Genomic DNA, 25,592 nt, shown 5'->3' with positions numbered 1-25,592 from the left:
GTACTCGACTTCAATCGTCAAACGCATTCACAGAAGCAACTTATTCCAATAGTTACCAACCTCCATGCAGCTCCAACAGCAAGCCATAGTCAGAGCACATAAAAGTGCGCTACTTATTAGCGGTGTTAGTTGTGAAAACCACTGTGAAAACGCAAGCGACCTCGGCGTGAGGTCGCCGTTATTCAGGAGACCGGCTTGGTTGAATACCAGCGTGGCGTATAAACCCACTCACCACCTTCAGCGCGCGGGAACACGCAGGTGGTGGATGAACCAATCAGCACCATGGTCCGCATATCAACCTGATCAGGGGTCAACTGCCCGAGGGTCGTGACCCGCAGCGTCTGGCCCGGACGACCGATATCCCGCCCCAGCACCACCGGCGTTTCCGGCGTGCGATGCCGGGCGACGATTTCCAGCGCACGGCCCAATTGCCACGGACGCGAACGCGAGATCGGGTTGTAGAAGGCCAGGGCCAGGTCAGCCTCTGCCGCCAGGTCCAGACGCTTCTCGATGATCGCCCAGGGTTTCAGGTTGTCCGATAAAGACATCACGCAGAAGTCGTGGCCCAAGGGTGCACCCGCTTGAGCGGCGGTCGCCAATGAAGCGGAGACACCCGGCAGGATTTCCAGATCGACGCTGTGCCAGCTCGTATCGGTAGATTCGTGCAGCGCTTCGAGCACCGCCGCTGCCATGGCAAATACGCCTGGGTCACCGGATGAGACGACCACCACTGAACGGCCTTGGGCGGCCAGTTCGAATGCGTGGCGCGCGCGCTGCATCTCCTCGCGGTTGTCGGTGCAGTGCAACACTTGATCGGCACGGAACGGCCCGGCCATGCGCACGTAGGTTTCATAACCGAGCACGTCGTTGGCACGAGTCAGTTCCGCCTTGACCGCCGGCACCATCAGTTCGGCAGCGCCAGGCCCAAGACCGATGACCGCCAAACGGCCACGAGCACGACCGATCTGCAACGGGTCAAGCGGTTGCTCAGCCATCGCGATGGTGATTCCGTTAACCTCACAGACGCTGACCGGCTCTGCGAGCGCATTGTGCACCAGTTCACCGAGACTCCCGGCAGCCACCGCAAAACGCAGCGGCACACCCAATTCCAGCGCCGCTTCGCGCAACGCCGGGCTCGCCATCTGCTGATCGCTGGCCAACACGCAGGCGACCGATTGCACAGCAATTTTCGCCTGATGCAAGGCATCGCGTATCGCGTTCGGCAGATCTGCGACGTCGGCGCTCACCGCGACCAGAACGTTTTGCGGGTAAATCCGTAATTCATTGGCCGCAGGTGCGCGTTCGGCGCTACCAATATGAATCGCCAGATGCGCTTGCGGATCCTGCGGCAACTGCGCTTGATCCAGCCACGGGGCAGCGCCTTCGATACGTACGCTCTCACCGGCCAGCAGATCCGAAACGAAGCGCTTGCCCAGTTCCAGATCGCCCAACGCATAGCCACTTGGCGGATTGAGCAGGCAAGTGCCGAAGCGCAACTCACCGCTGGTGGTGATCGCCGCAGCCACGCCCAAACCGTCAGCTATCTCGCGGGCCAGCACGTTCACCCCGCCCAGACCGCCCAACAGCGGCACGACCGCGCTGCCATCCTCGGCGACAGCCAGCACCGGCGGCTCAGCGCCTTTTTCCAGGAGCAATGGCGCCAGCGTGCGAATGACGATACCGGCGGCACACAAAGCAATGATTGGCGTGTCCTGTTGATAGAGCTGGCGCAGCGTCGCACCGAACTCGTGGTAAACGCGGTCCGCGCCGTCGACCCGTTCGGCCAGGCCGTGGATCAAGGCGCCGGGGTATAGCTGTTGGATCTTGCGTGCGGTCGCGAGGCTGCCATTGCCAAGAATGACAATCGCCGGAACTGAACGAGTCATCAGCCTTGCCACCTTTCGCCGGGAACGATGATCAACGAAAAATACGGCGAGGACATCGGCTCGACCTGATCCAGCGGCACGATCTTCTGATTGGCCATGGTGGCGCGCTCAACGTACAACGCACGCTCTGCCAGACCGAGTTCTTCCAGCACCTGACGCACCTTCGGAAAGTTGCGCCCCAGCTTCATCACCACCGCGGCGTCGGCGTCGGCCAAACGACGCTTGAGTTCTTCGTGCGGTAGCACCCCGGACAACACCGACAGGCTTTGATTGCGATACACCAGCGGCGCGCCCAGCACCGAAGCACCGCCAAGCATCGAGCAGACGCCCGGCACCACTTCAGCCTCGTAACGTTCGGCCAGACGATCATGCAAATACATATAGGAGCCGTAGAAGAACGGATCGCCTTCGCAAATCACCGCCACGTCACGCCCGGCATCCAGATGCGCGGCGAGCTGTTCGCCGGCCGCATCGTAGAAGTCGCTGATCACTTGCTCGTAGGACAGCGGCGGCGCCAAGGTCTCGGTGGTCACCGGGTAAACCAGCGGCAGCAGCGTCTGCGCGCCCTGCAAATGCGCTTCGATGATGCCGAACGCATTGCCTTTTTTACCCTTGGCGACGAAGTACGCCACCACCGGCGACTCGCGCAACAGGCGCAAGGCCTTGACCGTAATCAGTTCCGGATCACCAGGCCCCACGCCAAGGCCGATCAAACGTCCAGGTTGCTGCATCATTCAATCTCCGTGGCGAGGGCATTGACCGCTGCGGCGGCCATGGCGCTGCCGCCCAACCGACCTTGCATGATCACAAACGGCACGCCACGGCTGTCAGCCGCAAGCATTGCCTTGGACTCGGCGGCACCGACGAAGCCCACCGGGAAGCCGAGAATCAACGCCGGTTTTGGCGCGCCGGCATCGAGCATTTCCAGCAAGTAGAACAACGCGGTCGGGGCGTTGCCAATTACCACCACGCTGCCTTCCAGATGCGGACGCCACAGCTCCAGAGCCGCTGCCGAACGGGTGTTGCCGAGTTCGCGGGCCAGCTCCGGAACGCTCTCGTCACGCAGGGTGCAAATCACCGGATTGTTCGCCGGCAACCGCGCCCGGGTCACGCCTTCGGAGACCATCCGCGCATCACACAGAATCGCTGCACCGGCGGCCAGCGCATCGCGCCCGGCCTTGCCCGCGCCTTCGGAGAATTGCAGACCGTCGATCGCATCGACCATGCCGCAGGCGTGAATCACCCGCACCGCGAGTTTTTCCAGATCGGCCGGAATCCGGGCGAGGTTGGCCTCGGCGCGAATGATCGCGAAGGAGTTGCGATAGATCTCCTGACCGTCGCGGATGTAATCAAGCATCAAGTGGGCTCCGTGGGCGGGCATCAAGCGCTGCGCCGGCCGCTTCAATAGTGAGGTTGCGTACTTGCAGGGCGCCGAAACCCGGCTGCCCTGCATCGCGAAAATAGAGGTCGTAATGACCGGGGCTGACTGCCAGCAAGGTGACCGGCGCGATGTGCGCGGAGGCACAGGAGCGCGGGCAGCCGGACAGGTGAACGTGAACTCGGTCGCCACGACTTTGCAGCTGTGTGGACAATTGCAGGGCATCACCCTTTGTATCTGCCAGACCTTTGCCGCACCCGGCCGATCCAGTGCAGGCCACCAGATGGGCCAAAGCTTGATCGGCACTCACCAGAAAACCCAGGGCCTGCATTCCCTCAGTGAGCGCTGGAGCATCCTGCTGGCGAAGGTTCGGCAGCAGCAGGCTTTGCCAAGGGGTCAACCGCAGGCTGCCATCCCCGAACGCCTCGGCCAGAGCCGCCGCGCCTTTGAGCATCGAAGCATCCAGCCGCCCCAGAGGTGGGACCGCGCCGACATAGACCAAGTCTTCCTGACGCTGTGGATAAGTACCGATGTGCAACCCTGGGCGCGACTCGGGACGTTGCCAGTCACTGATCGGGATCAGCGGCACACGCTCGGCCAAGGTTTGCACTACCGATGCCAGCGAACGCTCGGCCAGCACCTGCCGCATGCGGGTCTGATCCGGCCGCGCCAGATCGAGAAACAGCTCCAGCACCGCCACCACCAAGGTGTGACCGTCATTGCGCAATACCGCCCCTGCCGGTGTATCCGTGGGACAACCCGCCAGGCCAAACGCCAGCCATTGCTCGCCATTGCGTTCAACCGCGCTCAACCAGAGGTCATGCGGATGTTCGAGCATCGCCAGCGCCTCGCCGCCATCCAGTTGCACGGCAAACTTGGCCGACAGCTGATGGAAACGCTCATGGCTTTGCAAGGTGGCGAGGATCTGCTCGGCCAGCGGACGAGTATCGAACAGCATGTACCGATCGATGCCGGCACCGGGACTGAGCATCAGGTTGCGTACATCATCGCCAGCCGCCGTCTTTGGGCCCAATCCGGCGGCCAGCAGGCTGTCGATCAAGGGCCGGTGCTCACTACCGATTCCGCGAATTTGCAGATTGGCGCGGTTGGTCGCCTCAATCACTCCACCGGCATAACGCTCGGCGGCCTCGGCCACAGCCATAGCCTGGGCAGCGCTGATCGACCCGCCATTCAACTTGATCCGGCAAATGCCGCCGTCCGATGCCTGGACGATACGCAGCAACCCCGGACAGGCCGAGGGGCGTAAGGCGGTGTGCAGCTGACGTTCGTTCAAGGGGGCGACCGGCTAAGAGGTAGAAGCACTTCGCGAGCGAAGGCGCGGTATTATGCCTGCTTTGTCTGACGGCATGAAAAGCCTGCCCGTCGGAACACCCGGTTTGAGGAATATAAATGGCCCCTTGGCTGACGGTAGTGGGAATCGGTGAAGACGGCTTCAACGGCCTGGGCAAGAACGCTCGGCGCGCGCTGCTGGATGCTTCGCGGATTTTCGGCGGCCAACGGCAACTGGATCTGCTGCCCGTGTGCATTCGTGGCGAACGACAGCTCTGGCCAAGTCCGTTTTCCCTTGAGCCGGTACTGGCGCAACGCGGTGAGCCGGTCTGTGTGCTGGCCAGCGGTGATCCAATGCTGTTCGGCGTGGGCGCCAGCCTGGCACGGCAAGTTCCGAACGATGAGATGCTGATCCTGCCCGCGCCATCCTCCTGCGCTCTCGCTACGGCCCGGATGGGCTGGCCGTTGCAAGAAGTCGTCGTGCTGTCGGTGGTTGCCCGGCCAATCGCAGCGCTGAACGCTCAACTGTTCAGCGGCGTTCGTTTACTGGTGTTGAGCAACGACCGGCACAGCCCCGCCGCGATTGCCGCGCTGCTGCGTGAACGCGGTTTCGGGCCGAGCCGGATGACCGTCCTGGAACACCTGGGCGGCGAGAGCGAACGACGTGTCGACGGCATCGCCAGCGACTGGACCGACCCGGCGATCGCTGACTTGAACCTGATTGCCATCGAGTGCCTCGCCGCCCCTGATGCGCCGCGTTTGTCGCGCCTGGCCGGTTTGCCGGATGCAGCCTTCGAGCACGACGGCCAGCTGACCAAACGCGATGTCCGCGCCATCACCCTCGCCCGTCTCGCGCCGGTGCCCGGTGAACTGTTGTGGGACGTCGGCGCCGGCAGCGGCTCGATCGGCATCGAGTGGATGCGTGCACACCCGAGTTGCCGCACGCTGGCCATCGAGGCCGATGCTGGCCGCCAGCAACTGATCGAACACAACCGCGATGCCCTCGGCGTGCCCGGCCTGCAATTGATTCGTGGCAGCGCGCCGCAGGCGTTGGCCGGTCTTGAGCGACCCGACGCTATCTTCATCGGTGGCGGCGTCACCCGTGACGGTGTGCTCGACACCTGTTGGGCGCAGCTCAAACCCGGTGGTCGGCTGGTCGCCAACGCGGTCACCCTGCAAAGCGAAATGACCTTGATGGCCTGGCGCGAACAACACGGTGGTGAGCTGACGCGGATTCATATCGCTCAGGCGCAGCCGCTGGGAGAGTTCGACACCTGGCGCCAGGCGTTGCCGATCACCTTGCTGGACGTGGTTAAACCCTTCGATGCGTGACGAAACCGCCGAACAACCCGCGCCCCTGCGCAGTGGCCTGACCACTGGCAGCTGCGCCACCGCCACCAGCCTCGCCGCCGCGCGCCTGTTGCTCGGCGCGGTGACCAGCGATGCTGTGGAGATTGTGCTGCCCAAAGGCAAACAGGTGCAGATGCGCCTGGAGTTTTGCCGGCCGACTGCCGACGGCGCCGAAGCCGGAACCATCAAGGACGCCGGCGACGACCCGGACGTAACCCACGGTGCGTTGCTCTACAGCCAGGTGCGTTTGATCAGCGAACCCGGTATTCGTTTCTGCGCCGGCAAAGGCGTCGGCACTGTCACTCGCCCGGGGCTGGTACTGAGTGTCGGCGAACCTGCGATCAATCCGGTGCCACGCAAGATGATCTCCGACCATCTGCTACTGCTCGCGCAAGAATTCAGCTACGGCGGCGGTTTTGAGGTGACGGTCAACGTCGAGAACGGCGAGGCCCTGGCGCTGAAAACCATGAACCCGCGATTGGGTATTCTTGGCGGGTTGTCGATCCTCGGCACCAGCGGCATCGTTCGACCGTTTTCCTGCGCGGCGTACATCGCCTCGATCCACCAGGGCATCGATGTCGCCAAAACCAACGGTTACCTGCACATCGCCGCCTGCACCGGCAACGCCAGCGAAGACACCATGCGCCGGGTCTACGACCTGCCGGAAATCGCCCTGATAGAAATGGGCGATTTCGTCGGTGCAGTGCTCAAACATCTGCGCAAAGTGCCTGTGGATAAACTGAGCATTTGCGGCGGCTTCGGCAAGATCAGCAAACTCGCCGCCGGGCATATGGATTTGCACAGTCGCCACTCCAGCATCGACCTGCCGCAACTGGCCGAATGGGCCGCGAACGTTGGCGCTGACGCTGCATTGCAGCAAGGCATCCGCGAGGCCAACACCAGCCAACAAGCGCTGGCGATGGCCAGCGCCGCCGGTATCGCCCTTGGCGATGCGGTGTGCCAGCACGCGCTGGATTTCGCCCGCAGCGTAGTGCCCAGGCAGGTTCAGGTCGAAGTGTTTGCCATCGATCGCCAGGGTGGCATCGTCGGTCATGCCGGAGCTTTTCAATGAAACGTCTGTTGTTGCTCGGCGGCGTCACTGAAGCCCTGGCGATTGCCCGAACCCTCGGCCCGCAACATATCTACAGCCTGGCGGGCGTGGGTCGGGTGCCGACCGACCTGAACTGCCAGGTACGAGTCGGCGGCTATGGCGGCGCTGAAGGCCTGACGCAATTCATCAAGGATCAAGGCATCGATCTGTTGCTCGACGCCACCCATCCCTACGCCGCGCAAATCAGCCGGAACGCCGCCACCGCGGCACAACAAAGCGGCATCCCGTGCTGGGCGCTACGCCGTCCGGCGTGGCAAGCGCAGACCGGGGATGACTGGCGCGAAGTCAACGACTGGGCCGAACTGATCAAAGCGTTGAAACTGTTCAAGCGCCCATTGTTTACCTTGGGCCGCGAGCCGCTGCAGCACCTGGATGAAATCCCGCCCGAGCAGTTCTGGACCTTGCGCGCGCTGGAGGTTTATCCCGGCAACGAGCGCTGCGAAGTGATCGGTGCACGCGGACCGTTTTTCATCGAAGACGAACGCGCGCTGTTCGAACGCCGGCAAATCGATGTGCTGATCAGCAAAAACAGCGGCAGCAGCGCCACCGAACCCAAACTTGAAGTGGCCCGCGAACGCGGGGTGCCGGTGTTGATCCTCAAGCGGCCAGAGTTGCCGAGGGTTGAGCGGGAGTTTGGGAGTGTGGCTGCCGTATTAAATGCACTGTCACTGTCAGACCATTCCTGACACCTCACCATAAGAGCGAATCGACAGGCAACATTCTCCGAAAGAGCCATCTGGCCAGGCTTAACGGCTCTGCTCTACATTTCCTGAGTTCTCTCAGAGCCCTCACTTCCCCCAAAAACGCGAACCTGCCCTCACAGGCTGACGACGGTCGCCCCGAGGAAAGTGCTGCTTGCCAACCTGTATCCCAAGGAATACGATCCAGCATGATCGACTTCGAACAGTCTCGACCATTTGCCGATTGGCTTCACTCACTCAGGGACACCATCGGCAAGGCTCGCCTTGTCGCCAGGCTTCGAGCTGCCGAGCATGGGAACTTCGGTGATTGTGAAGCAGTTGGTGAGGCTGTTTATGAAATGCGCGTGCATTACGGCCCCGGCTACAGGATGTACTTCACTCGTAAAGGTGAGGTGGTTTATCTGCTGTTGGCAGGAGGCGATAAGTCGACTCAAAAACGAGACATCAAACGCGCTCAACAGATGGCGCAAAACATCGGTAATGAGGAGTAAATCATGGCCGAACAATTCACCCGTTTCGACGCCGCCGACTTTCTCAAAACCCCTGAGGAAATGGCCGCTTACCTGGATGCCTGCTTTGAAGAAGATGCAGGTGACGGCGCGTTGATACGTGCCGCGCTCAACGACATCGCTCGGGCACAAGGTATGACGCAGGTTGCCCGTGATGCAGGTTTAGGTCGTGAAAGTTTGTACAAGGCACTGGGTAGCACGGGTAATCCGGAATTCACGACTATCATGAAGGTGATGAAGGCCTTGGGTCTCAAGCTCCACGCGACAGCCGCCTAAAATGCGCTGCGACACCACACCGCACGGCGGCTTTTTACTTATCGCCCCCGATCAGGCTAAATACCCGGCTTGATCACCCACCCAACCGGATATGACCCATGTCCCGACAACGGCTAGCATTTGCCTGGATCGCCTGCTTCGCAGTGCTGTTCAATATGCTCGCCATGCCGATGTCCGGCGCGATGGCGCAAGGTGCCAGTCAGTCGCCGGCCGAGCAGTTGTTGTGGGGCAGTTTCTGCTCGTCCAGCGGGACGAAAATGGTGGCGATTTCTCTGGGCAAACTTGAACAAAAAGCCCCTTCAAACGACGATCATTCAAATATGCAGCATTGCTGGTGCTGCTCTGGCTCGGCGCCTTTAGTGGCGTTGCCGGGCCATGTTCCACAGCTGTATTTCGCGCGTTTCGAGGCCAATCGAAGCCGACCGGCGCCGACCCTCGACATCCCCACGCCACGCCAGCAATGGCCAAGCCTCAATCCTCGAGCCTCTCCTCTGGTCTGATTACCCTCGCAATTGATCTGCGTGTCTAATCGTTCTGGAGAACTGCCATGTTGAAGAAACTCATCGTTCTGGCCGCCTTGTTGCTGCCTGCGTGCTTTGCCAATGCCCATGAATACAAAGCCGGCGAACTGGAAATCGCCCACCCTTGGTCGCAAGAGCTACCGCCCAACGCGCCAACGGTTGCTGCCTATTTCGTGATTCACAACAACGGCAAAACCGTCGACCGCCTGCTCAGCGTTGCTTCGCCGATCGCAGGCATTGCCGAGCTGCACGAGCACGTGATGCAAGGTGATTTGATGAAAATGCAGCAAGTGCCGAGCGTCGAGATTCCGGCTGGCGATGACATCACGTTCGCACCGATGGCTTATCACGTGATGCTGCTGGAGCTCAAAGACCGCAGCCTGCTCCGCGACGGCAAACGCTTCCCGCTGACCCTGCATTTCGAAAAGTCCGGCGATGTGACCGTCGAGGTCGCCGTACAGAAACAACCGCCCGCCGGCACCGAAGCGCACATGCACGCCCAGTAATCACTGCCTGAAAAACCTGTGAACGCACGGCGCTCGCTCAGCGTCAGGCGGTCAGTGCCGCGCCGCACCTCGTTGAAGGTTGCGCGCGGTAGCTGGATCAGCCTGTTCGCCATGTTGATGATCTTTATCGGCCCACTGATTTCTCAGTCGATGCCGATGGATCAACGCATGCCGATGCCTATGAACATGTCGATGGACATGAGCATGGACATGTCGGCGAACGCCCACGCCGAGCAAAACGCGCAAGCGGCTGCCGAACACTGCGCACCAAAACCCGATCACCATGCGCTCTGGGAAAAGTGCGGCTATTGCAGCCTGCTCTTCAACTGCCCCGCGCTGCCCGGCAGCCTGTCGTTCGCTGCCTTCGACACACCTTCCGCACACAGCTTCATCAGCCCCTCCCCCCGCCTGGGCCATGCCCGGCAAACCGTTTTCCCCGGTGCCCGCACCCGCGCCCCGCCCATCGTCGCGTAAACACCCACCACTACTCATACGGCCAACTGTAGAGAACGACAGCCGCAGGCTGCTGGCCGTGTTGTTGACGACTGATTGATGGAACCTTTATGTCCAGGTTTTCTGCTGACACACGCTTGAGCGCTGCTCAGGCATTTTTCGCCCTGAACGCGTCACGCGCCCGTTTCAAACAGGCCACTGCCATTCTGTGCGGCGCCCTGCTTTCCCCGTTGGCCAACGCGGCCGAGCAATCGGTTGACCACAGCCAGCACACTGAAGAGCTGAGCCCAACGGTCATTACCGCGATCGCCCCAAGTTCGCCGCTGACCATCGTCACCAACCCCAAGGACCCGCGCCAACCAGTGCCGGCCAGCGATGGCGGCGATTACCTGAAGACCATTCCCGGCTTCGCGCTGGTTCGCAATGGCGGCACCAACGGCGATCCGGTGCTGCGCGGCATGTTCGGCTCAAGGCTGAACATTCTCACCAACGGCGGCATGATCCTCGGTGCCTGCCCTGGCAGGATGGACGCCCCGACCTCCTACATTTCGCCGGAAACCTACGACAAGCTGACCGTGATCAAAGGCCCGCAAACCGTACTTTGGGGACCTGGCGCCTCTGCCGGCACCATCCTGTTCGACCGCGAGCCGGAAAGCTTCGGTGAGCTGGGCACGAGGGTTAACGCCAGCCTGCTGGCCGGCTCCAACGGGCGTTTCGACAAGCTCGTCGACGCCGCTGCCGGTGGCCCACAGGGTTACATCCGGGTGATCGGCAACACTGCGCACGCCGACGATTACCGTGATGGCAACAACGACACCGTGCCGTCGCGCTACGACAAATGGAACGGCGATGTCGCCCTGGGCTGGACGCCGGATGCCGACACGCTGCTGGAGTTGACCGCCGGCAAGGGCGACGGCGAGGCACGTTCGGCCGGCCGTGGTATGGACGGTTCGCAGTTCAAGCGCGAAAGCCTGGGCCTGCGTTTCGAGAAGTCGAACCTCGGCGAAGTACTGGATAAAGTCGAAGCGCAGGTCTACTACAACTACGCCGACCATGTGATGGACAACTACACCCTGCGCACGCCGTCTGGCACCGGGATGATGGCCGGCCCGATGGCCTCCAACGTCGACCGCCGCACCCTCGGTGCACGGATCAAGGCCACCTGGCGCTGGGCCGATGTGCAGTTGATCAGCGGCATCGATGCGCAAACCAACGAACACCGTCAGCGCGCCGCCATGGGCATCGACACCTATAAGGACGTGCCACGCAACAAGGATGCGGACTTCCATAACTACGGCGTTTTCAGTGAGCTGACCTGGTACGCCGCCGACCGTGATCGCCTGATCAGCGGGGCACGACTGGACCGTGCCTCAGCCAAGGATTTTCGCCAGACCATCGGTTCCGGGATGATGAGCCGACCCAACCCGACCGCCGACAAGTCCCGCGCCGATACCTTGCCGAGCGGCTTCGCGCGCTATGAACATGACCTGGCGGACAGCCCGACCACGCTCTACGCCGGTCTCGGCCACGCTGAACGTTTCCCGGACTACTGGGAGCTGTTCTCACCGAAATCCGGCCCTGCCGGTTCGCTCAACGCCTTCGACTCGATCAAGCCCGAGAAAACTACCCAGCTCGACTTCGGCCTGCAATACAAAACCCAGGACCTCGAAGCCTGGGCCTCGGGTTACGTCGGTGAAGTACACGACTACATCCTGTTCGATTACACCCCCGGCATGATGGGCACGACCTCTCGGGCCGAAAACATCAACGCGCGCATCATGGGCGGTGAACTCGGCGCAGCCTACAACCTCACCTCCCATTGGAAAGCCGATGCGACCCTGGCCTACGCCTGGGGCAAAGACACCACCCACGACACAGCACTGCCGCAAATGCCGCCGCTGGATGCACGTTTCGGCCTGACCTACAGCGAAGACAACTGGAGCGCCGGCGCCTTGTGGCGAGTGGTCGCGGCGCAGAACCGCATCGAGCAGAACAAGGGCAACGTGGTCGGCAAAGACTTCGACAAGAGCCCGGGTTTCGGCGTGTTCTCGCTCAACGGCGCCTACCGGATCGACAAGCACTGGAAGGTCAGTACCGGCGTCGACAACCTGTTTGGCAAGGCTTACGCCGAGCACTTGAACCTGGCCGGCAACGCCGGGTTCGGCTACCCGGCCAATAACCCGCAAGCGATCAACGAACCAGGGCGCACGTTCTGGACCAAGGTCGATATGAGCTTCTAAAGGCATCGCGGGCAAGCCTTGCTCCTACAGATTTGTGTCGTTCATAACATTCGTGATCGACATATCCCCGTAGGAGCAAGGCTCGCCCGCGATCGGTTGCGCAGCGACCGCAAACAAACAACAAAGATCCACGCCAAGCGGAGCACCTGATGAACCAACCCAAACCGAATTTCTACAACCTGGCCTGGCGCTGGCATTTTTATGCCGGGCTGTTCGTTGCGCCGTTCATGGTGATGCTGGCCTTGACCGGCATCATTTACCTGTTCAAACCGCAACTCGACCCACTGATGTATGGCAGCCTGCTCAATGTGCCGGACGGCCATCACACCGTCAGTGCCGACGAGTTGCTGCGCCGTGTCAAAGAGGCTTATCCACAAGGCCAGATCAAGCAGTACCTGCCGCCGCTCAATGCCGAGCACAGTGCGCAGTTTGTCGTTAAAAATGCCGGCGGCGAGCTCAACGTCTTCATCGATCCGTATCACGCCGATATCCTCGGCGAGCAGGACGCGAAGAAAAACCTGCAAGCCATCGCCCGGGCGATTCACGGCGAGTTGATGATCGGCACCGTCGGTGATCGGCTGGTTGAACTCGCGGCTGGCTGGGGCGTGGTGCTGGTGGTTTCCGGGGTGTTTCTGTGGTGGCCACGCGGGCGAACCGGTGCGGGGATCGTGTGGCCGCGATTCAGCAGTCGCGGACGTGTGCTCTGGCGTGACCTGCACGCCGTGACCGGGTTCTGGGGCGCGGCGTTTCTGCTGGTGATGCTGCTCAGCGGCATGACCTGGACCGGTTTCTGGGGCAAGCAATACGCTGAAGTCTGGAACCGCTTCCCGGCGGCCATGTGGAATAACGTACCGAAATCCGACCAAGAGGCTCGCAGCCTCAACACGGCCACCCGCCAGACCGTGCCCTGGGCGATGGAAAACACGCCGATGCCGATGTCCGGTGACCACGCCGAACACATGGCGCACAACGGCGACAGCAGCGCCCCGGCGGCGCCGACCATCAGCCTGCAAGACGTGCAGGACATCGCCGTTCAACGCCAGGTCGAACCGGGTTACAGCATCACCTTTCCAACCACCGCCAGCGGCGTGTTTACCATCGCCGTATTCGCCGACGACCCGCGCAACGACGCCACCCTGCATGTCGACCAGTACAGCGGTGAAGTCCTTGCCGATGTGCGCTGGCAGCATTACGGCAACGTCGCCCGCGCCACGGAAATGGGCGTGATGCTGCACGAAGGCAAGTTGTTCGGGCCGTTCAACCAGATCGTCGTGTTGCTGATCTGCCTGATGATCCTGCTCAGCGCCGTCAGCGGTGTAGTGATCTGGTGGAAGCGCCGCCCACAAGGCAAGCTCGGTGTTCCACCGTTGCGTCATGACCTGCCGACCTGGAAAACCGGGGTGGTGATCATCCTCGCATTGGCGGTGATATTCCCGTTGGTGGGCGCTTCGCTGATCGTGGTGTGGCTGCTCGACCGCGTGCTCTTGTCGCGCTTGAACCGCCAGCCTGAATCGGCCTCATCTTCATCCTGAATACAGCGAGATACATGAAGAGGCGCTGAAGACTCTACAATGCCGGCCCACGTCGGATCGTCAGTGAGCGGACACCTGTGGCGAGGGGGCTTGTCGGAACGCCGCACCGCCCCGTTCGGCTGCGGAGCAGTCGTAAAACCAACGCTAGGGGTCTGCCTGACATAACCGGGTTGTTGATTTCAGGGCCGCTTCGCAGCCCAACGGGGCGGTGCGGCGTTCCGACAAGCCCCCTCGCCACAAAAGCCTCTTAGCCACAAGGCAACACAAGCTGACCATCGAAAGGAATGGCATGACCTCGCTGAACCTCACCCATCTCGCCTGGACACCGCTGGGCCATGGCCACTGTCATCACCAGTTCCAGCTGCGTGAGGCCAGCCTGCACGTGGCGGCCGGTGAGTTCGTCGGCTTGATCGGACCCAACGGCAGCGGCAAGACCAGCCTGTTGCGCTGCGCCTACCGCTTCAGCAAACCGGAGTCCGGCGAGGTGTATCTGGCCCATCACAATGTCTGGAAGCAGTCGTCGCGCTGGTGCGCGCAACGCATCGCCGTGGTGTTGCAGGAGTTTCCCGATGCCTTCGGCCTGACCGTCGAGGAAGTGGTCGCCATGGGCCGCACTCCGCACAAAGGCCTGTTCGATGGCGATACGCTGGAAGATCGCCGAATCGCCGAACAGGCACTGGAATCGGTGGGCCTCAAAGGCTTCGAAGATCACGCCTTCGCCACGCTGTCGGGCGGCGAAAAACAACGCGTCATTCTCGCCCGCGCCCTGGCTCAGCAACCGCAATTGCTGATTCTCGACGAACCGACCAACCACCTCGACCCACGCTATCAGCTCGAATTGCTGCAACTGGTCAAGCGCTTGCAGATCGGCACCCTGGCGAGCATCCACGATCTCAACCTGGCCGCGGCGTTCTGCGATCGGCTGTACGTGATCGACCACGGACGCATCGTCGCCAGCGGCACGCCAACAGAAGTGCTGACCACCACGTTGCTGCGTGAGGTGTTCGGCGTCGAAGCGCTGATCGATGAACACCCGCTGTCCGGCTACCCCCGAATTACCTGGATAACCCAACATGACCTTGCGCACCCTGCTCCGCTCCAGCCTGTCCATCGCCCTGCTGCTGGGCAGCGCCCAGGCATTCGCCGAAGCGAGCCGCTACCCGTTGACGATACAGAGCTGCAACCGTGAAGTGACGTTCAAGGAGGCGCCGAAACACGCCCTCAGTCACGACATCAACATGACCCAGATGATGCTCGCCCTCGGCCTCAAGCCGCGGATGGTCGGCTACAGCGGCATCAGTGGCTGGAAAGCCGTGACACCCGAGATGCAGAACATTCTCGACGGCCTGCCGGAACTCGCCGCCAAGTACCCATCGGTGGAAACCCTGCTCAACGCCAACGTCGATTTCTTCTTCGCCGGCTGGGATTACGGCATGCGCATTGGCGGCGACCTGACCCCGCAAACCCTCGGGCCGCTGGGGATCAACGTCTATGAACTGAGCGAGTCGTGCGCCTTCGTAATGAAGCGCCCAGCGGCCAGCCTCGATGACACCTACAACGACCTGCGCAACCTCGGCAAGATCTTCGACGTACAGGATCGCGCCAACCGCTTGATCAGCGACATGCAGGCGCAAGTGGCGGAGGTTCGCAAAAACCTGCCGAGTGAAAAACCGCGGGTGTTCCTTTACGACAGCGGCGAAGACCGGGCCATGACCTCGGGCCGCCTGGGGATGCCGCAAGCGCTGATCGACGCCGCCGGCGGGCGCAATATTCTCGACGATGTCGACGCGAGCTGGACCCGGGTCAACTGGGAAAACGTGGTTAAGCGCAACCCGCAGGTGATCGTGATCGTCGACTACGGCGAAGTCAGCGCCGAGCAAAAGGAACAATTCCTGCTGAACAACAAGGCCCTGCAATCGGTGGATGCGATCAAGAACCAGCGCTTCATCGTCATTCCTTACGTGCAAGCCACACCGGGGATCGACAACGTGCTGGCGGTTGAAACCCTGGCCAAGGGTTTCCACGGCGAATGATCAATCGTCGTTATGCCTTGTTGCTGGTTGCCCTCGGCGCGCTGTTGCTGGTGTCTTGTGTGGTGTCGCTGGGCTTTGGCTCGGCACGAGTGCCGGTGGACGTGGTCTGGCGGATTCTGCTGCATCACGCATTCGGGATTGGCGAGGTGAACTGGAGCGCCGGGCAAGAGCACATCGTCTGGCTGATTCGCGTACCGCGCATGTTGCTCGGCGCGTTGGTGGGCGCCGGGCTGGCGCTGATCGGCGCGGTGCTGCAAGCCGTCACGCGCAATCCGTTGGCCGACCCGCATTTGCTCGGCGTGACCTCCGGCGCGACCCTTGGCGCGGTAATCGTGGTGCTGCATGTGGGCGAGATCGTCGGCCTGCTGACCTTGCCGATCGCCGCGTTTATCGGTGCATTGCTGAGCATGCTGGTCGTGCTGATAATCGCCAACCGCAACGGTCGGCTGGACAGCGATCGGCTGCTGCTGTGCGGGGTGGCGGTGTCATTCGTGATGATGGCAGTCGCCAACCTGCTGCTGTTCCTTGGCGATCACCGCGCGAGTTCTGCGGTGATGTTCTGGATGCTTGGCGGCCTCGGGCTGGCGCGCTGGGAGTTGCTGGCAGTGCCGGCGGCCAGCGTGCTGCTCGGGCTGGTTTTGCTGCTGGGCATGGCCCGGCCGCTGAATGCCTTGATGGCTGGCGAGCAAACCGCTGTCACACTCGGTCTGAATGCTCGCACCGTGCGTTTACGGGTGTTTGTGATTGCGTCGCTGATGACCGGGGTGCTGGTCTCGATCAGCGGCTCCATTGGTTTTGTCGGGCTGATGGTGCCGCACATTGCCCGGCGTCTGGTCGGGGCGGAACACCGCAGATTGCTGCCGGTATGCGTGTTGCTCGGCAGTGTTTTCCTCGTTTGGGTCGACGTAGCAGCACGAACCATGATTGCACCGGAAGATCTGCCAATCGGCGTCGCCACCGCAGCCATCGGTGGCCTGTTCTTCATCGGCCTGATGCGCCGCCGCTGATCCCGCACTGGCACGATCAATTGTGGCGAGGGAGCTTGCTCCCGCTGGGCTGCGAAGCGGCCCTGAAACCTGCGACTGCGCTCCATCTGATACAACGCATGCGCCGGGCTTGCGACTGCTTCGCAGCCGAGCGGGAGCAAGCTCCCTCGCCACAGGGTCGGCGCTCGGCTCTTGCTCCAAGGTGGCGCATCACAACGCACCAGCGCGCCAGACGCGTCCCTTCATGGTGCACCGCTTACCGGCGCAACCGCTCTAACACGACATTTCCTTGCCTTTCTCCGACCGGGCACAGCCCTTGCTAAAGACCCTTCAGTAGTCCGCATCTGCCAACCAAGAAAACTCATAAGTTCATGGAGATCGCACAATGAAGCGTCGCAGTTTGATCAAGGCTTTCACACTCTCGGCAAGCATTGCCGCGATGGGCATGACCTGGACTGTCCAGGCCGCCGAGACCATCAAGGTCGGGATTCTGCATTCGTTGTCCGGAACCATGGCGATCTCCGAAACCTCGCTCAAAGACATGGCGCTGATGACCATCGACGAAATCAATGCCAAGGGCGGGGTCAACGGCAAGATGCTCGAACCGGTGGTGGTCGATCCCGCCTCGAACTGGCCGTTGTTCGCGGAAAAGGGTCGGCAATTGCTGACCCAGGACAAGGTCGCGGTGGTGTTCGGCTGCTGGACCTCGGTGTCGCGTAAATCGGTATTGCCAGTGTTCGAAGAACTCAACGGCCTGTTGTTCTACCCGGTGCAGTACGAAGGCGAAGAGATGTCGCCGAACGTCTTCTACACCGGTGCCGCGCCGAACCAGCAGGCGATCCCGGCAGTGGAATACCTGATGAGCGAAGAAGGCGGCAGCGCCAAGCGCTACTTCCTGCTCGGCACCGACTACGTCTACCCGCGCACCACCAACAAGATCCTGCGCTCGTTCCTGCACTCCAAAGGCGTGGCTGACAAAGACATCGAAGAGGTCTACACGCCATTCGGCCACAGCGACTATCAAACCATCGTCGCCAACATCAAAAAATTCTCGGCGGGCGGCAAAACCGCGGTCATCTCCACGGTCAACGGCGACTCCAACGTGCCGTTCTATAAGGAACTGGCCAACCAGGGCCTGAAAGCCACCGACGTTCCGGTCGTGGCCTTCTCGGTGGGCGAAGAAGAACTGCGCGGCATCGACACCAAACCGCTGGTAGGCAACCTCGCGGCGTGGAACTACTTCGAATCGGTGGAAAACCCGGTGAACCAGAAATTCGTCGCCGACTGGAAAGCCTATGCCAAGAAACACAACCTGCCGGGCGCCGACAAAGCGGTGACCAACGACCCGATGGAAGCCACCTACGTCGGCATCCACATCTGGGCGCAGGCCGCCGAAAAAGCCAAGTCCACCGATGTCGACAAGGTCCGTGAAGCGTTGGCCGGCCAGACCTTCGCCGCGCCGTCGGGCTACACCCTGACCATGGACAAGACCAACCACCACCTGCACAAGCCGGTGATGATCGGCGAGATCCAGGCCGACGGTCAGTTCAACGTGGTCTGGCAGACCGAGGGGCCGATCCGCGCCCAGCCGTGGAGCCCGTTCATACCGGGCAACGACAAGAAGCCGGAGTATGCGGTGAAGAGCAACTAAGCCATTGGGCCCCGAGCATGGAGCTCGGGACCGACACAACTCCTGTGGGAGCGGGCTTGCTCGCGAAAGCGGTCTGTCAGCCAACGTTGATGTTGAATGTGCTGGCCTCTTCGCGAGCAAGCCCGCTCCCACACTAGTCCGCGCAAGGCCAATGACATGCCCACTGCCCTTTACCGCTTCATCCTCGCCATCGCACTGCTGTTGCCGATGGTCGCCTATGCCGGGGACGCCGAAGACTTTGTTGCGGCCAATCCGGTGCAGCAAGCCAAGCTGTTGGAAACCTGGGCCGCGCAACCCGACCCGGCCCGCATCGAACTGATCAACGCCCTGCAACAAGGACAACTGAGCGTCGACGGCGAAGTCAGGATCCTGCGCCTGAACAATCGTCTGCGGGGCTTGATCGACACCGCGCTGGCCAGCCACCAACTGCTCGCCGCTGACACCAAAGTGCGTTTGAGCGCCGCACAACAACTGCAAAAAAGCGCCAAACCAGCGCAACTGAAATTCCTCGACCAGCAACTGGCTGGCGAAAAAGACCCGAGCGTTCACGCCGCCCTGAGCCTGGCGTTGGCCAACCTGCAACTGGTAGACGCCGACCCGGTCGTGCGCCTCGCCGCAGTGCGCCTTCTGGGTGAAACCGGCGACCCGCTGGCCCGTACCCGTCTCGAAGGTTTGCTCCAACCCGGCGTCGAAGCCGACACTACGGTGCACACAGCTGCCGAAACCAGCCTGGCGCAAGTCAAACGCAAACTGCTGATCGGTGAGCTCCTCGGCCAGGCCTTCAGTGGCATGTCGCTGGGCTCGATTCTGCTGCTGGCGGCCCTCGGCCTGGCGATCACCTTCGGCCTGCTCGGGGTGATCAACATGGCCCACGGCGAGATGCTGATGCTCGGGGCTTACTCCACTTACGTGGTGCAGTTGCTGTTCCAGCGCTTCGCCCCGCAAGCAATCGAGTTCTATCCGCTGATCGCTTTGCCGGTGGCATTTTTTGTCACCGCCGGCATCGGTATGGCGTTGGAGCGCACGGTGATTCGCCACCTTTACGGCCGACCGCTGGAAACCCTGCTCGCCACCTGGGGCATCAGTCTGATGCTGATACAACTGGTGCGTTTGTTGTTCGGTGCGCAGAACGTCGAAGTGGCGAACCCGGCCTGGCTCTCGGGCGGGATTCAGGTACTGCCTAATCTGGTGCTGCCATACAACCGCATCGTGATCATCGCGTTCGCGCTGTTTGTGGTGGTGCTGACGTGGCTGCTGCTGAACAAGACCCGCCTCGGTCTGAACGTGCGCGCAGTCACCCAGAACCGCAACATGGCCGCCTGCTGCGGCGTACCCACCGGGCGTGTCGACATGCTCGCCTTCGGCCTCGGTTCGGGCATCGCCGGGCTTGGCGGCGTGGCCCTGAGTCAGGTCGGCAACGTCGGCCCGGACCTCGGCCAGAGCTACATCATCGACTCGTTCCTGGTGGTGGTGCTCGGCGGCGTTGGTCAGTTGGCCGGCAGTGTGCTCGCTGCGTTCGGCCTGGGGATTGCCAACAAGATTCTTGAACCACAAATCGGCGCCGTACTCGGCAAGATCCTGATCCTCGCGCTGATCATTCTGTTCATTCAGAAACGCCCGCAAGGACTCTTCGCACTCAAAGGACGGGTAATCGACTGATGAACCAGCCCCTGATGCTCACGGCCACGCAAAAGGCCGGCCCCAAAGTCACGATCGCAGTGGGCGCGGTGATTCTCGCGCTGTTGCTGGCGCTGCCACTGCTGTCATTGCTGCCTGCCGACAGTGCGTTTCACGTCTCGGCCTACACACTGACGCTGGCGGGCAAAATCCTGTGCTACGCCATCGTTGCGCTGGCGCTGGATCTGGTCTGGGGATACGCCGGTTTGCTGTCCCTGGGTCATGGCCTGTTCTTCGCCCTCGGCGGCTATGCCATGGGCATGTACCTGATGCGCCAGGCATCGGGCGATGGCCTGCCGGCATTCATGACCTTCCTCTCGTGGACCGAACTGCCGTGGTACTGGACCGGTACCAGCAGCTTTATCTGGGCCATGTGCCTGGTGGTGCTGGCGCCGGGTTTGCTGGCGCTGGTGTTCGGCTTCTTCGCCTTCCGTTCGCGGATCAAGGGCGTGTACTTCTCGATCATGACCCAGGCCCTGACCTTCGCCGGGATGCTGCTGTTTTTTCGCAACGAGACCGGGTTTGGCGGCAATAACGGCTTCACCAATTTCCGCACGATCCTCGGCTTCGGCATCACTGAGCCGGGCACGCGCGCGGTGTTGTTCGTCGCCACCGTGCTGCTGTTGGTGGCCAGTCTGTTCATCGGCTGGCGCCTGGCACAAAGCAAGTTCGGCCGGGTACTGACCGCCCTGCGTGATGCAGAAAACCGCCTGATGTTCTGCGGCTACGACCCTCGCGGTTTCAAGCTGTTTGTCTGGGTCTTGAGCGCTGTGTTGTGCGGTCTGGCCGGTGCGCTGTACGTGCCGCAAGTCGGAATAATCAACCCCAGTGAAATGTCGCCGACCAACTCCATCGAAGCCGCCGTGTGGGTCGCACTCGGCGGGCGCGGCACGCTGATCGGGCCGCTGCTCGGCGCGGGTGTAGTCAATGGCATGAAGAGCTGGTTCACCGTGGCCTTTCCCGAATATTGGCTGTTTTTCCTCGGCGCGCTGTTCATCGTCGTGACCTTGTACCTGCCCAAAGGCGTGATCGGTTTGCTGAAAAAAAGAGGTGACCAATGAGAATCACTGCGACAGCAGAATTCATGCTTGAACCGGTCTTTTTTCCACCGGAGCCCAACAAGGACGCCGGCAGCAGCCGCGACGCCATCGGTCTGGGGCAACGTGTCGAAAAAGGCCTGAACACCCTCCACGGCACCATCCTCACCCTTGAGGACATCAGCGTCAGCTTCGATGGTTTCAAGGCACTCAACGCCTTGAACCTGTACATCGGTGTCGGCGAACTGCGCTGCATCATCGGCCCCAACGGCGCCGGCAAAACCACGCTGATGGACGTGATCACCGGCAAGACCCGGCCCAGTCACGGCAACGCCTGGTTTGGTGAAACCCTGGACCTGACACGGATGAGCGAAGTGCAGATCGCCCAGGCCGGGATCGGCCGCAAGTTCCAGAAGCCGACGGTGTTCGAAGCCTTGAGCGTGTTTGAAAACCTTGAGCTGGCGCAGAAAACCGACAAGTCAGTGTGGGCCAGCCTGCGGGCTCGCCTGAGCGGCGAACAAAAAGATCGTATCTGCGAGGTGCTGGAGACCATTCGCCTGACCACCTCGGTCAATCGCCCGGCCGGCCTGCTGTCGCACGGGCAGAAGCAGTTTCTCGAAATCGGCATGTTGCTGATGCAAGACCCGCAACTGTTGCTGCTCGATGAACCGGTGGCGGGCATGACCGACGCCGAAACCGAATTCACCGCCGAGCTGTTCAAAAGCCTGGCCGGCAAGCATTCGCTGATGGTGGTGGAGCACGACATGGGCTTCGTCGGCTCGATTGCCGACCACGTCACGGTGCTGCACCAGGGCAGCGTGCTGGCCGAAGGGTCGCTTGCACAGGTGCAGGACAACGAGCGGGTGATCGAGGTGTATCTCGGTAGGTAATTTGTCCTTGTCGGAGCAAGGCTTGCCCGCGATAAGGTCCGCAGGACCTTCAATACGATCTGAGATTCTACGACTGCTTCGCAGCCGATCGCGGGCAAGCCTTGCTCCTACAGGGGACGGTGTGAACCACAAGGAATTTGAACATGTTGCACGTCGACAAGCTGCACCAGTACTACGGCGGTAGCCACATCCTGCGGGGCCTGAGCTTTGAGGTGAAAGTCGGTGAAGTCACCTGCCTGCTCGGACGCAACGGTGTCGGCAAGACGACCCTGCTCAAATGCCTGATGGGTCTGTTGCCAGCCAAGGAAGGCGCGGTGAATTGGGAAGATAAACCGATCACCTCGTTCAAGCCGCATCAACGGGTTCATGCCGGCATCGCTTACGTGCCGCAAGGCCGGGAGATTTTCGGGCGGCTGACCGTGGAAGAAAACCTGCTGATGGGCCTGTCGCGCTTCCCGGGCTCCGAGGCCAGGGAAGTCCCGGCCTTCATCTATGAGCTGTTCCCGGTCTTGCTGCAAATGAAGCAACGCCGCGGTGGCGACTTGTCGGGCGGCCAGCAACAACAATTGGCCATCGGTCGCGCACTGGCCAGTCGGCCACGCTTGCTGATCCTCGACGAACCTACCGAAGGCATTCAACCGTCGGTGATCAAGGAGATTGGCGCGGTGATCAAAAAGCTCGCCGCACGAGGTGACATGGCGATCCTGCTGGTCGAGCAGTTCTACGACTTCGCCGCCGAGCTGGCCGATCAGTACCTGGTGATGTCCCGGGGCGAGATCGTCCAGCAAGGCCGCGGAGAAAATATGGAAGCCGAGGGTGTGCGCGGACTGGTTACGATCTAGTCTGTAGCGTCCTGACGATAATTAAAAATATATGACTGCTCTTGCGCAAAACGCACTGTTCACGCCCAGTTGGCACGCCGAGCTGGAGCTCGGCTACGCCCGCTTCGGCGACAGCACGCGCCCGGTCCTGCGTCGCCACAAAGGCCCGCTGCGGGTGCAAAAACACCTGTACGCCGAAGGCCCCGAAGTGTGCCAGCACATCATCGTCCACCCGCCCGGCGGTATTGCCGGTGGTGATCGGCTGGACATCACGGCCTGCGTCGCTGCCGACGCCTGGGCGCAGTTGACCAGCCCCGGTGCCGCCAAGTGGTATCGCGCCGCCGGGCCAGCCTATCAACGGCTCGACTTGAACGTCGCCGCCGGTGCCACGCTGGAGTGGCTGCCGCAGGAAACCATCGTGTTCAGCGCCGCCCAGGCTGAGCTCAGCACTTCGATTGAACTGCAAGGTGACGCCCGGCTGTTCTATTGGGACGTGGTGGCGCTGGGTCGCCCCGCCAGCGGCGAACGTTTCGAGCGCGGGCACTTTCAGTCACAGCTGGAAATCCGCCGCGACGGCCAGTTGCTCTGGCACGAACGCCAGCGCATTGTCGGGAATGACGGCTTGCTTGATTCGCCGATAGGGCTGGATGGCCAGCCGGTGTTTGCGACGTTGCTGGTGACGGGTGAAATCGATAGCGATTTACTGGAGACCTGTCGCTCGCTGCCCAATGACGTGCGCGGGGATCTGACGCAACTGCCGGGGCTGTTAGTCGCCCGTTGCCTGGCCAGTGAAGCGTTGCTGGCGCGAGGCTGGCTGATTGATTTGTGGAAGTTGCTGCGCCCGGCCCTGCTCGGCCGTAAGGCTGTGCCGCCAAGAATATGGAGCACCTGAACACACATACTTGTAGGAGCAAGGCTTGCCCGCGATGGGGGCCGCGCGGTTCGACTGGAAGACCGCGTAATCGTTCATCGCGGGCAAGCCTTGCTCCTACAGATCGAGTGAATTTTTAACTGCCCAATACGGATTTTTAACGATGGACCTGACCCCACGCGAAAAAGACAAGCTGTTGATCTTCACCGCCGGCCTGGTCGCCGAGCGGCGTTTGGCCCGTGGCGTGAAACTCAATTACCCGGAAGCGATGGCCTACATCTCCGCGGCGCTGCTCGAAGGCGCGCGTGACGGCCAGACGGTCGCCGAACTGATGCACTACGGCACCACCCTGCTGAACCGCGAACAAGTGATGGAAGGCATCCCGGAAATGATCCCGGAGATCCAGGTCGAGGCGACCTTTCCCGACGGCACCAAACTGGTCACCGTCCACCAACCCATCGTCTGAGGCTGCGCCATGACTTATCACATTCGTGATGCCGTATACGCCGACCTGCCGGCGATCCGCGACATCTACAACGACGCTGTCCTCAATACGACCGCGATCTGGAACGAACAGGCCGTCGACCTCGCTAACCGCCAGGCCTGGTTCAGCGCCCGGCAATCCCAGGGCTACCCTGTTCTGGTGATTGTCGACGCCGACAACAGCGTGCTCGGTTATGCCTCATTCGGCGACTGGCGGCCGTTCGACGGTTTCCGCCATACCGTCGAACATTCGGTGTACGTGCGCAGCGATCAGCGCGGCAATGGCCTCGGTCCACAGCTGATGGACGTGCTGATCGAACGCGCCAGGGATTGCAATAAACACGTGATGGTCGCCGCCATCGAAAGCGCTAACGCCGCCTCGATTCGCCTGCACGAACGGGTCGGTTTCATCACCACCGGGCACATGCCGCAAGTCGGTACCAAGTTCGGCCGTTGGCTCGACCTGACCTTCATGCAGCTGATCCTCAATCCGGGCGCGGAGCCGCCCGTCGCCAACAAGGAGTGATATGTCATGAACACTGCCCAACTGCGACGCGTGAACACCGAAAGCTTTGCGCACTACCGTCAGGGCTTGATCGATTTGCTGTTTGACGCCGTGCAGCACGGCGCCTCGATCGGCTTCATGGCCGACCTTGATGATGCCCAGGCCCGCGCCTACATCAACAGTGTCCAGGCCGGGCTCGAGGACGGCAGTCTGTTGCTGTGGGTAGTGGTTCACGATGAAAAGGTCCTGGCCAGCGTGCAACTGGCCCTGTGCCAGAAAGCCAACGGCCGCAATCGCGCCGAAGTGCAAAAGCTGCAGGTGCGCCATGACACGCGGCGACGCGGCCTGGCGCAACAACTGATGAATGCTGTGGAGCTTGCTGCGCGCCAGCACAAACGTGGCCTGCTGTACCTCGACACCGAAGCCGGCTCTGCGGCCGAAGCGTTCTATCAATCCCTGGGCTACACCCGTGTCGGTGAGTTGCCAAACTACTGCCAAAGCCCGGACGGTCGCTACACCCCGACCGCCATCTACTACAAGACTCTGGGACAACCCGAATGATTCCTGGCGAATATCAGATCAAGCAAGGCGACATCGAGCTCAACGCCGGCCGTCGCACCCTGAGCCTGACCGTGGCCAACAGCGGCGACCGACCGATTCAGGTCGGTTCGCACTATCACTTTTTCGAGACCAACGACGCCCTGACGTTCGACCGTGCCGCCAGCCGTGGCATGCGCCTGAACATCCCGGCCGGCACCGCCGTGCGCTTCGAGCCGGGGCAGAGCCGCGAGGTCGAGCTGGTGGACCTGGCCGGGCATCGCCGGGTGTTCGGGTTCGCCGGCAGGATCATGGGCGACCTCGACTAACATCTGCGGAGCGCCCAAA

At 61.7% G+C, this 25,592-nt stretch carries 26 protein-coding genes and 1 pseudogene; 23 read left to right on the top strand and 4 right to left on the bottom strand.

The window, feature by feature from the left end; translation table 11 throughout:
* Positions 1–182 precede the first annotated feature (182 nt).
* From cobJ to cobG, 4 genes are read right to left on the bottom strand one after another with little or no spacing between them, the layout of a single operon-like run.
* Positions 183–1,886 (bottom strand): precorrin-3B C(17)-methyltransferase, encoded by a 1,704-nt coding sequence (gene cobJ, locus AC3WK5_RS05790; protein ID WP_103316973.1) that lies wholly within the window; start codon positions 1,884–1,886, stop codon positions 183–185.
* Positions 1,886–2,617 (bottom strand): precorrin-2 C(20)-methyltransferase, encoded by a 732-nt coding sequence (locus tag AC3WK5_RS05785; RefSeq protein WP_103317033.1) that lies wholly within the window; start codon positions 2,615–2,617, stop codon positions 1,886–1,888. The genes cobJ and AC3WK5_RS05785 overlap by 1 nt, the downstream gene beginning before the upstream one ends.
* Positions 2,617–3,243, bottom strand: coding sequence for a precorrin-8X methylmutase (locus AC3WK5_RS05780; RefSeq protein ID WP_054595430.1), 627 nt, complete (start codon positions 3,241–3,243; stop codon positions 2,617–2,619). Before AC3WK5_RS05780 ends, AC3WK5_RS05785 begins: the two co-directional genes overlap by 1 nt.
* Positions 3,236–4,558 (bottom strand): precorrin-3B synthase, encoded by a 1,323-nt coding sequence (gene cobG / locus AC3WK5_RS05775; RefSeq protein ID WP_256585210.1) that lies wholly within the window; start codon positions 4,556–4,558, stop codon positions 3,236–3,238. The genes AC3WK5_RS05780 and cobG overlap by 8 nt, the downstream gene beginning before the upstream one ends.
* Positions 4,559–4,674: 116 nt before the next feature.
* Here cobG and cbiE point away from each other — a divergent pair, with 116 nt between their 5' ends.
* From cbiE to AC3WK5_RS05660, 23 genes and pseudogenes are all read left to right on the top strand, one after another.
* Positions 4,675–5,886 (top strand): precorrin-6y C5,15-methyltransferase (decarboxylating) subunit CbiE, encoded by a 1,212-nt coding sequence (cbiE, locus tag AC3WK5_RS05770; RefSeq protein ID WP_103316975.1) that lies wholly within the window; start codon positions 4,675–4,677, stop codon positions 5,884–5,886.
* Entirely contained in the window at positions 5,879–6,976 is a 1,098-nt protein-coding gene (locus AC3WK5_RS05765) for a cobalt-precorrin-5B (C(1))-methyltransferase (protein WP_103316977.1), read from the top strand. Before cbiE ends, AC3WK5_RS05765 begins: the two co-directional genes overlap by 8 nt.
* Complete coding sequence (locus tag AC3WK5_RS05760; RefSeq protein WP_103316979.1) at positions 6,973–7,701, top strand: cobalt-precorrin-6A reductase; 729 nt, start codon at positions 6,973–6,975, stop codon at positions 7,699–7,701. The genes AC3WK5_RS05765 and AC3WK5_RS05760 overlap by 4 nt, the downstream gene beginning before the upstream one ends.
* A gap of 203 nt (positions 7,702–7,904) precedes the next feature.
* Positions 7,905–8,207 (top strand): type II toxin-antitoxin system RelE/ParE family toxin, encoded by a 303-nt coding sequence (locus AC3WK5_RS05755; protein ID WP_103316981.1) that lies wholly within the window; start codon positions 7,905–7,907, stop codon positions 8,205–8,207.
* Between the two features lie 3 nt (positions 8,208–8,210).
* Entirely contained in the window at positions 8,211–8,501 is a 291-nt protein-coding gene (locus AC3WK5_RS05750; protein WP_103316984.1) for an addiction module antidote protein, read from the top strand.
* Between the two features lie 98 nt (positions 8,502–8,599).
* Positions 8,600–9,001 (top strand): DUF2946 domain-containing protein, encoded by a 402-nt coding sequence (locus tag AC3WK5_RS05745; protein ID WP_103316987.1) that lies wholly within the window; start codon positions 8,600–8,602, stop codon positions 8,999–9,001.
* A gap of 47 nt (positions 9,002–9,048) precedes the next feature.
* The gene (locus AC3WK5_RS05740) at positions 9,049–9,528 is read left to right on the top strand and encodes a copper chaperone PCu(A)C (protein ID WP_103316989.1); all 480 of its coding nucleotides are present in this window, start codon (positions 9,049–9,051) and stop codon (positions 9,526–9,528) included.
* 54 nt (positions 9,529–9,582) lie between these two features.
* The gene (locus AC3WK5_RS05735) at positions 9,583–10,002 is read left to right on the top strand and encodes a DUF2946 domain-containing protein (RefSeq protein ID WP_103316991.1); all 420 of its coding nucleotides are present in this window, start codon (positions 9,583–9,585) and stop codon (positions 10,000–10,002) included.
* Positions 10,003–10,091: 89 nt separating this feature from the next.
* Positions 10,092–12,221 (top strand): TonB-dependent copper receptor, encoded by a 2,130-nt coding sequence (locus AC3WK5_RS05730; protein ID WP_103316993.1) that lies wholly within the window; start codon positions 10,092–10,094, stop codon positions 12,219–12,221.
* 149 nt (positions 12,222–12,370) lie between these two features.
* Complete coding sequence (locus tag AC3WK5_RS05725; RefSeq protein WP_103316995.1) at positions 12,371–13,753, top strand: PepSY-associated TM helix domain-containing protein; 1,383 nt, start codon at positions 12,371–12,373, stop codon at positions 13,751–13,753.
* A 289-nt stretch (positions 13,754–14,042) separates the two neighbouring features.
* Positions 14,043–14,825 (top strand): annotated as a pseudogene (locus AC3WK5_RS05720) (ABC transporter ATP-binding protein); the annotation flags it as partial.
* A 1-nt stretch (position 14,826) separates the two neighbouring features.
* Positions 14,827–15,786, top strand: a complete 960-nt coding sequence (locus tag AC3WK5_RS05715) for an ABC transporter substrate-binding protein (RefSeq protein WP_103316998.1) — start codon at positions 14,827–14,829, stop codon at positions 15,784–15,786.
* Entirely contained in the window at positions 15,783–16,793 is a 1,011-nt protein-coding gene (locus tag AC3WK5_RS05710; protein ID WP_103317001.1) for a FecCD family ABC transporter permease, read from the top strand. The genes AC3WK5_RS05715 and AC3WK5_RS05710 overlap by 4 nt, the downstream gene beginning before the upstream one ends.
* A gap of 364 nt (positions 16,794–17,157) precedes the next feature.
* Entirely contained in the window at positions 17,158–18,423 is a 1,266-nt protein-coding gene (gene urtA / locus AC3WK5_RS05705; RefSeq protein ID WP_103317003.1) for an urea ABC transporter substrate-binding protein, read from the top strand.
* Positions 18,424–18,579: 156 nt separating this feature from the next.
* Entirely contained in the window at positions 18,580–20,082 is a 1,503-nt protein-coding gene (gene urtB, locus AC3WK5_RS05700; RefSeq protein WP_103317005.1) for an urea ABC transporter permease subunit UrtB, read from the top strand.
* Positions 20,082–21,161 carry an urea ABC transporter permease subunit UrtC gene (gene urtC, locus AC3WK5_RS05695; RefSeq protein WP_103317007.1) on the top strand — a complete coding sequence of 360 codons (1,080 nt, stop codon included), beginning with the start codon at positions 20,082–20,084 and terminating at the stop codon, positions 21,159–21,161. The genes urtB and urtC overlap by 1 nt, the downstream gene beginning before the upstream one ends.
* On the top strand, positions 21,158–22,027 hold the full coding sequence (urtD, locus tag AC3WK5_RS05690) for an urea ABC transporter ATP-binding protein UrtD (RefSeq protein ID WP_054595416.1): 870 nt from the start codon (positions 21,158–21,160) through the stop codon (positions 22,025–22,027). The genes urtC and urtD overlap by 4 nt, the downstream gene beginning before the upstream one ends.
* 143 nt (positions 22,028–22,170) lie before the next feature.
* Positions 22,171–22,869 (top strand): urea ABC transporter ATP-binding subunit UrtE, encoded by a 699-nt coding sequence (gene urtE, locus AC3WK5_RS05685; protein WP_103317009.1) that lies wholly within the window; start codon positions 22,171–22,173, stop codon positions 22,867–22,869.
* Positions 22,870–22,900: 31 nt separating this feature from the next.
* Complete coding sequence (locus AC3WK5_RS05680) at positions 22,901–23,740, top strand: urease accessory protein UreD (RefSeq protein ID WP_103317010.1); 840 nt, start codon at positions 22,901–22,903, stop codon at positions 23,738–23,740.
* A gap of 142 nt (positions 23,741–23,882) precedes the next feature.
* Positions 23,883–24,185 (top strand): urease subunit gamma, encoded by a 303-nt coding sequence (gene ureA, locus AC3WK5_RS05675; protein ID WP_019693787.1) that lies wholly within the window; start codon positions 23,883–23,885, stop codon positions 24,183–24,185.
* Between the two features lie 9 nt (positions 24,186–24,194).
* Positions 24,195–24,728 (top strand): GNAT family N-acetyltransferase, encoded by a 534-nt coding sequence (locus tag AC3WK5_RS05670; protein WP_103317012.1) that lies wholly within the window; start codon positions 24,195–24,197, stop codon positions 24,726–24,728.
* A 6-nt stretch (positions 24,729–24,734) separates the two neighbouring features.
* Complete coding sequence (locus AC3WK5_RS05665; protein WP_054595412.1) at positions 24,735–25,268, top strand: GNAT family N-acetyltransferase; 534 nt, start codon at positions 24,735–24,737, stop codon at positions 25,266–25,268.
* Positions 25,265–25,573 (top strand): urease subunit beta, encoded by a 309-nt coding sequence (locus tag AC3WK5_RS05660; protein WP_019693790.1) that lies wholly within the window; start codon positions 25,265–25,267, stop codon positions 25,571–25,573. Before AC3WK5_RS05665 ends, AC3WK5_RS05660 begins: the two co-directional genes overlap by 4 nt.
* Positions 25,574–25,592: the final 19 nt, after the last annotated feature.

This window comes from Pseudomonas sp. FW306-02-D09B (assembly GCF_058782685.1).
Note: the sequence above shows the minus strand (reverse complement) of the source record. Positions and strands in the feature narration are given on the sequence as shown.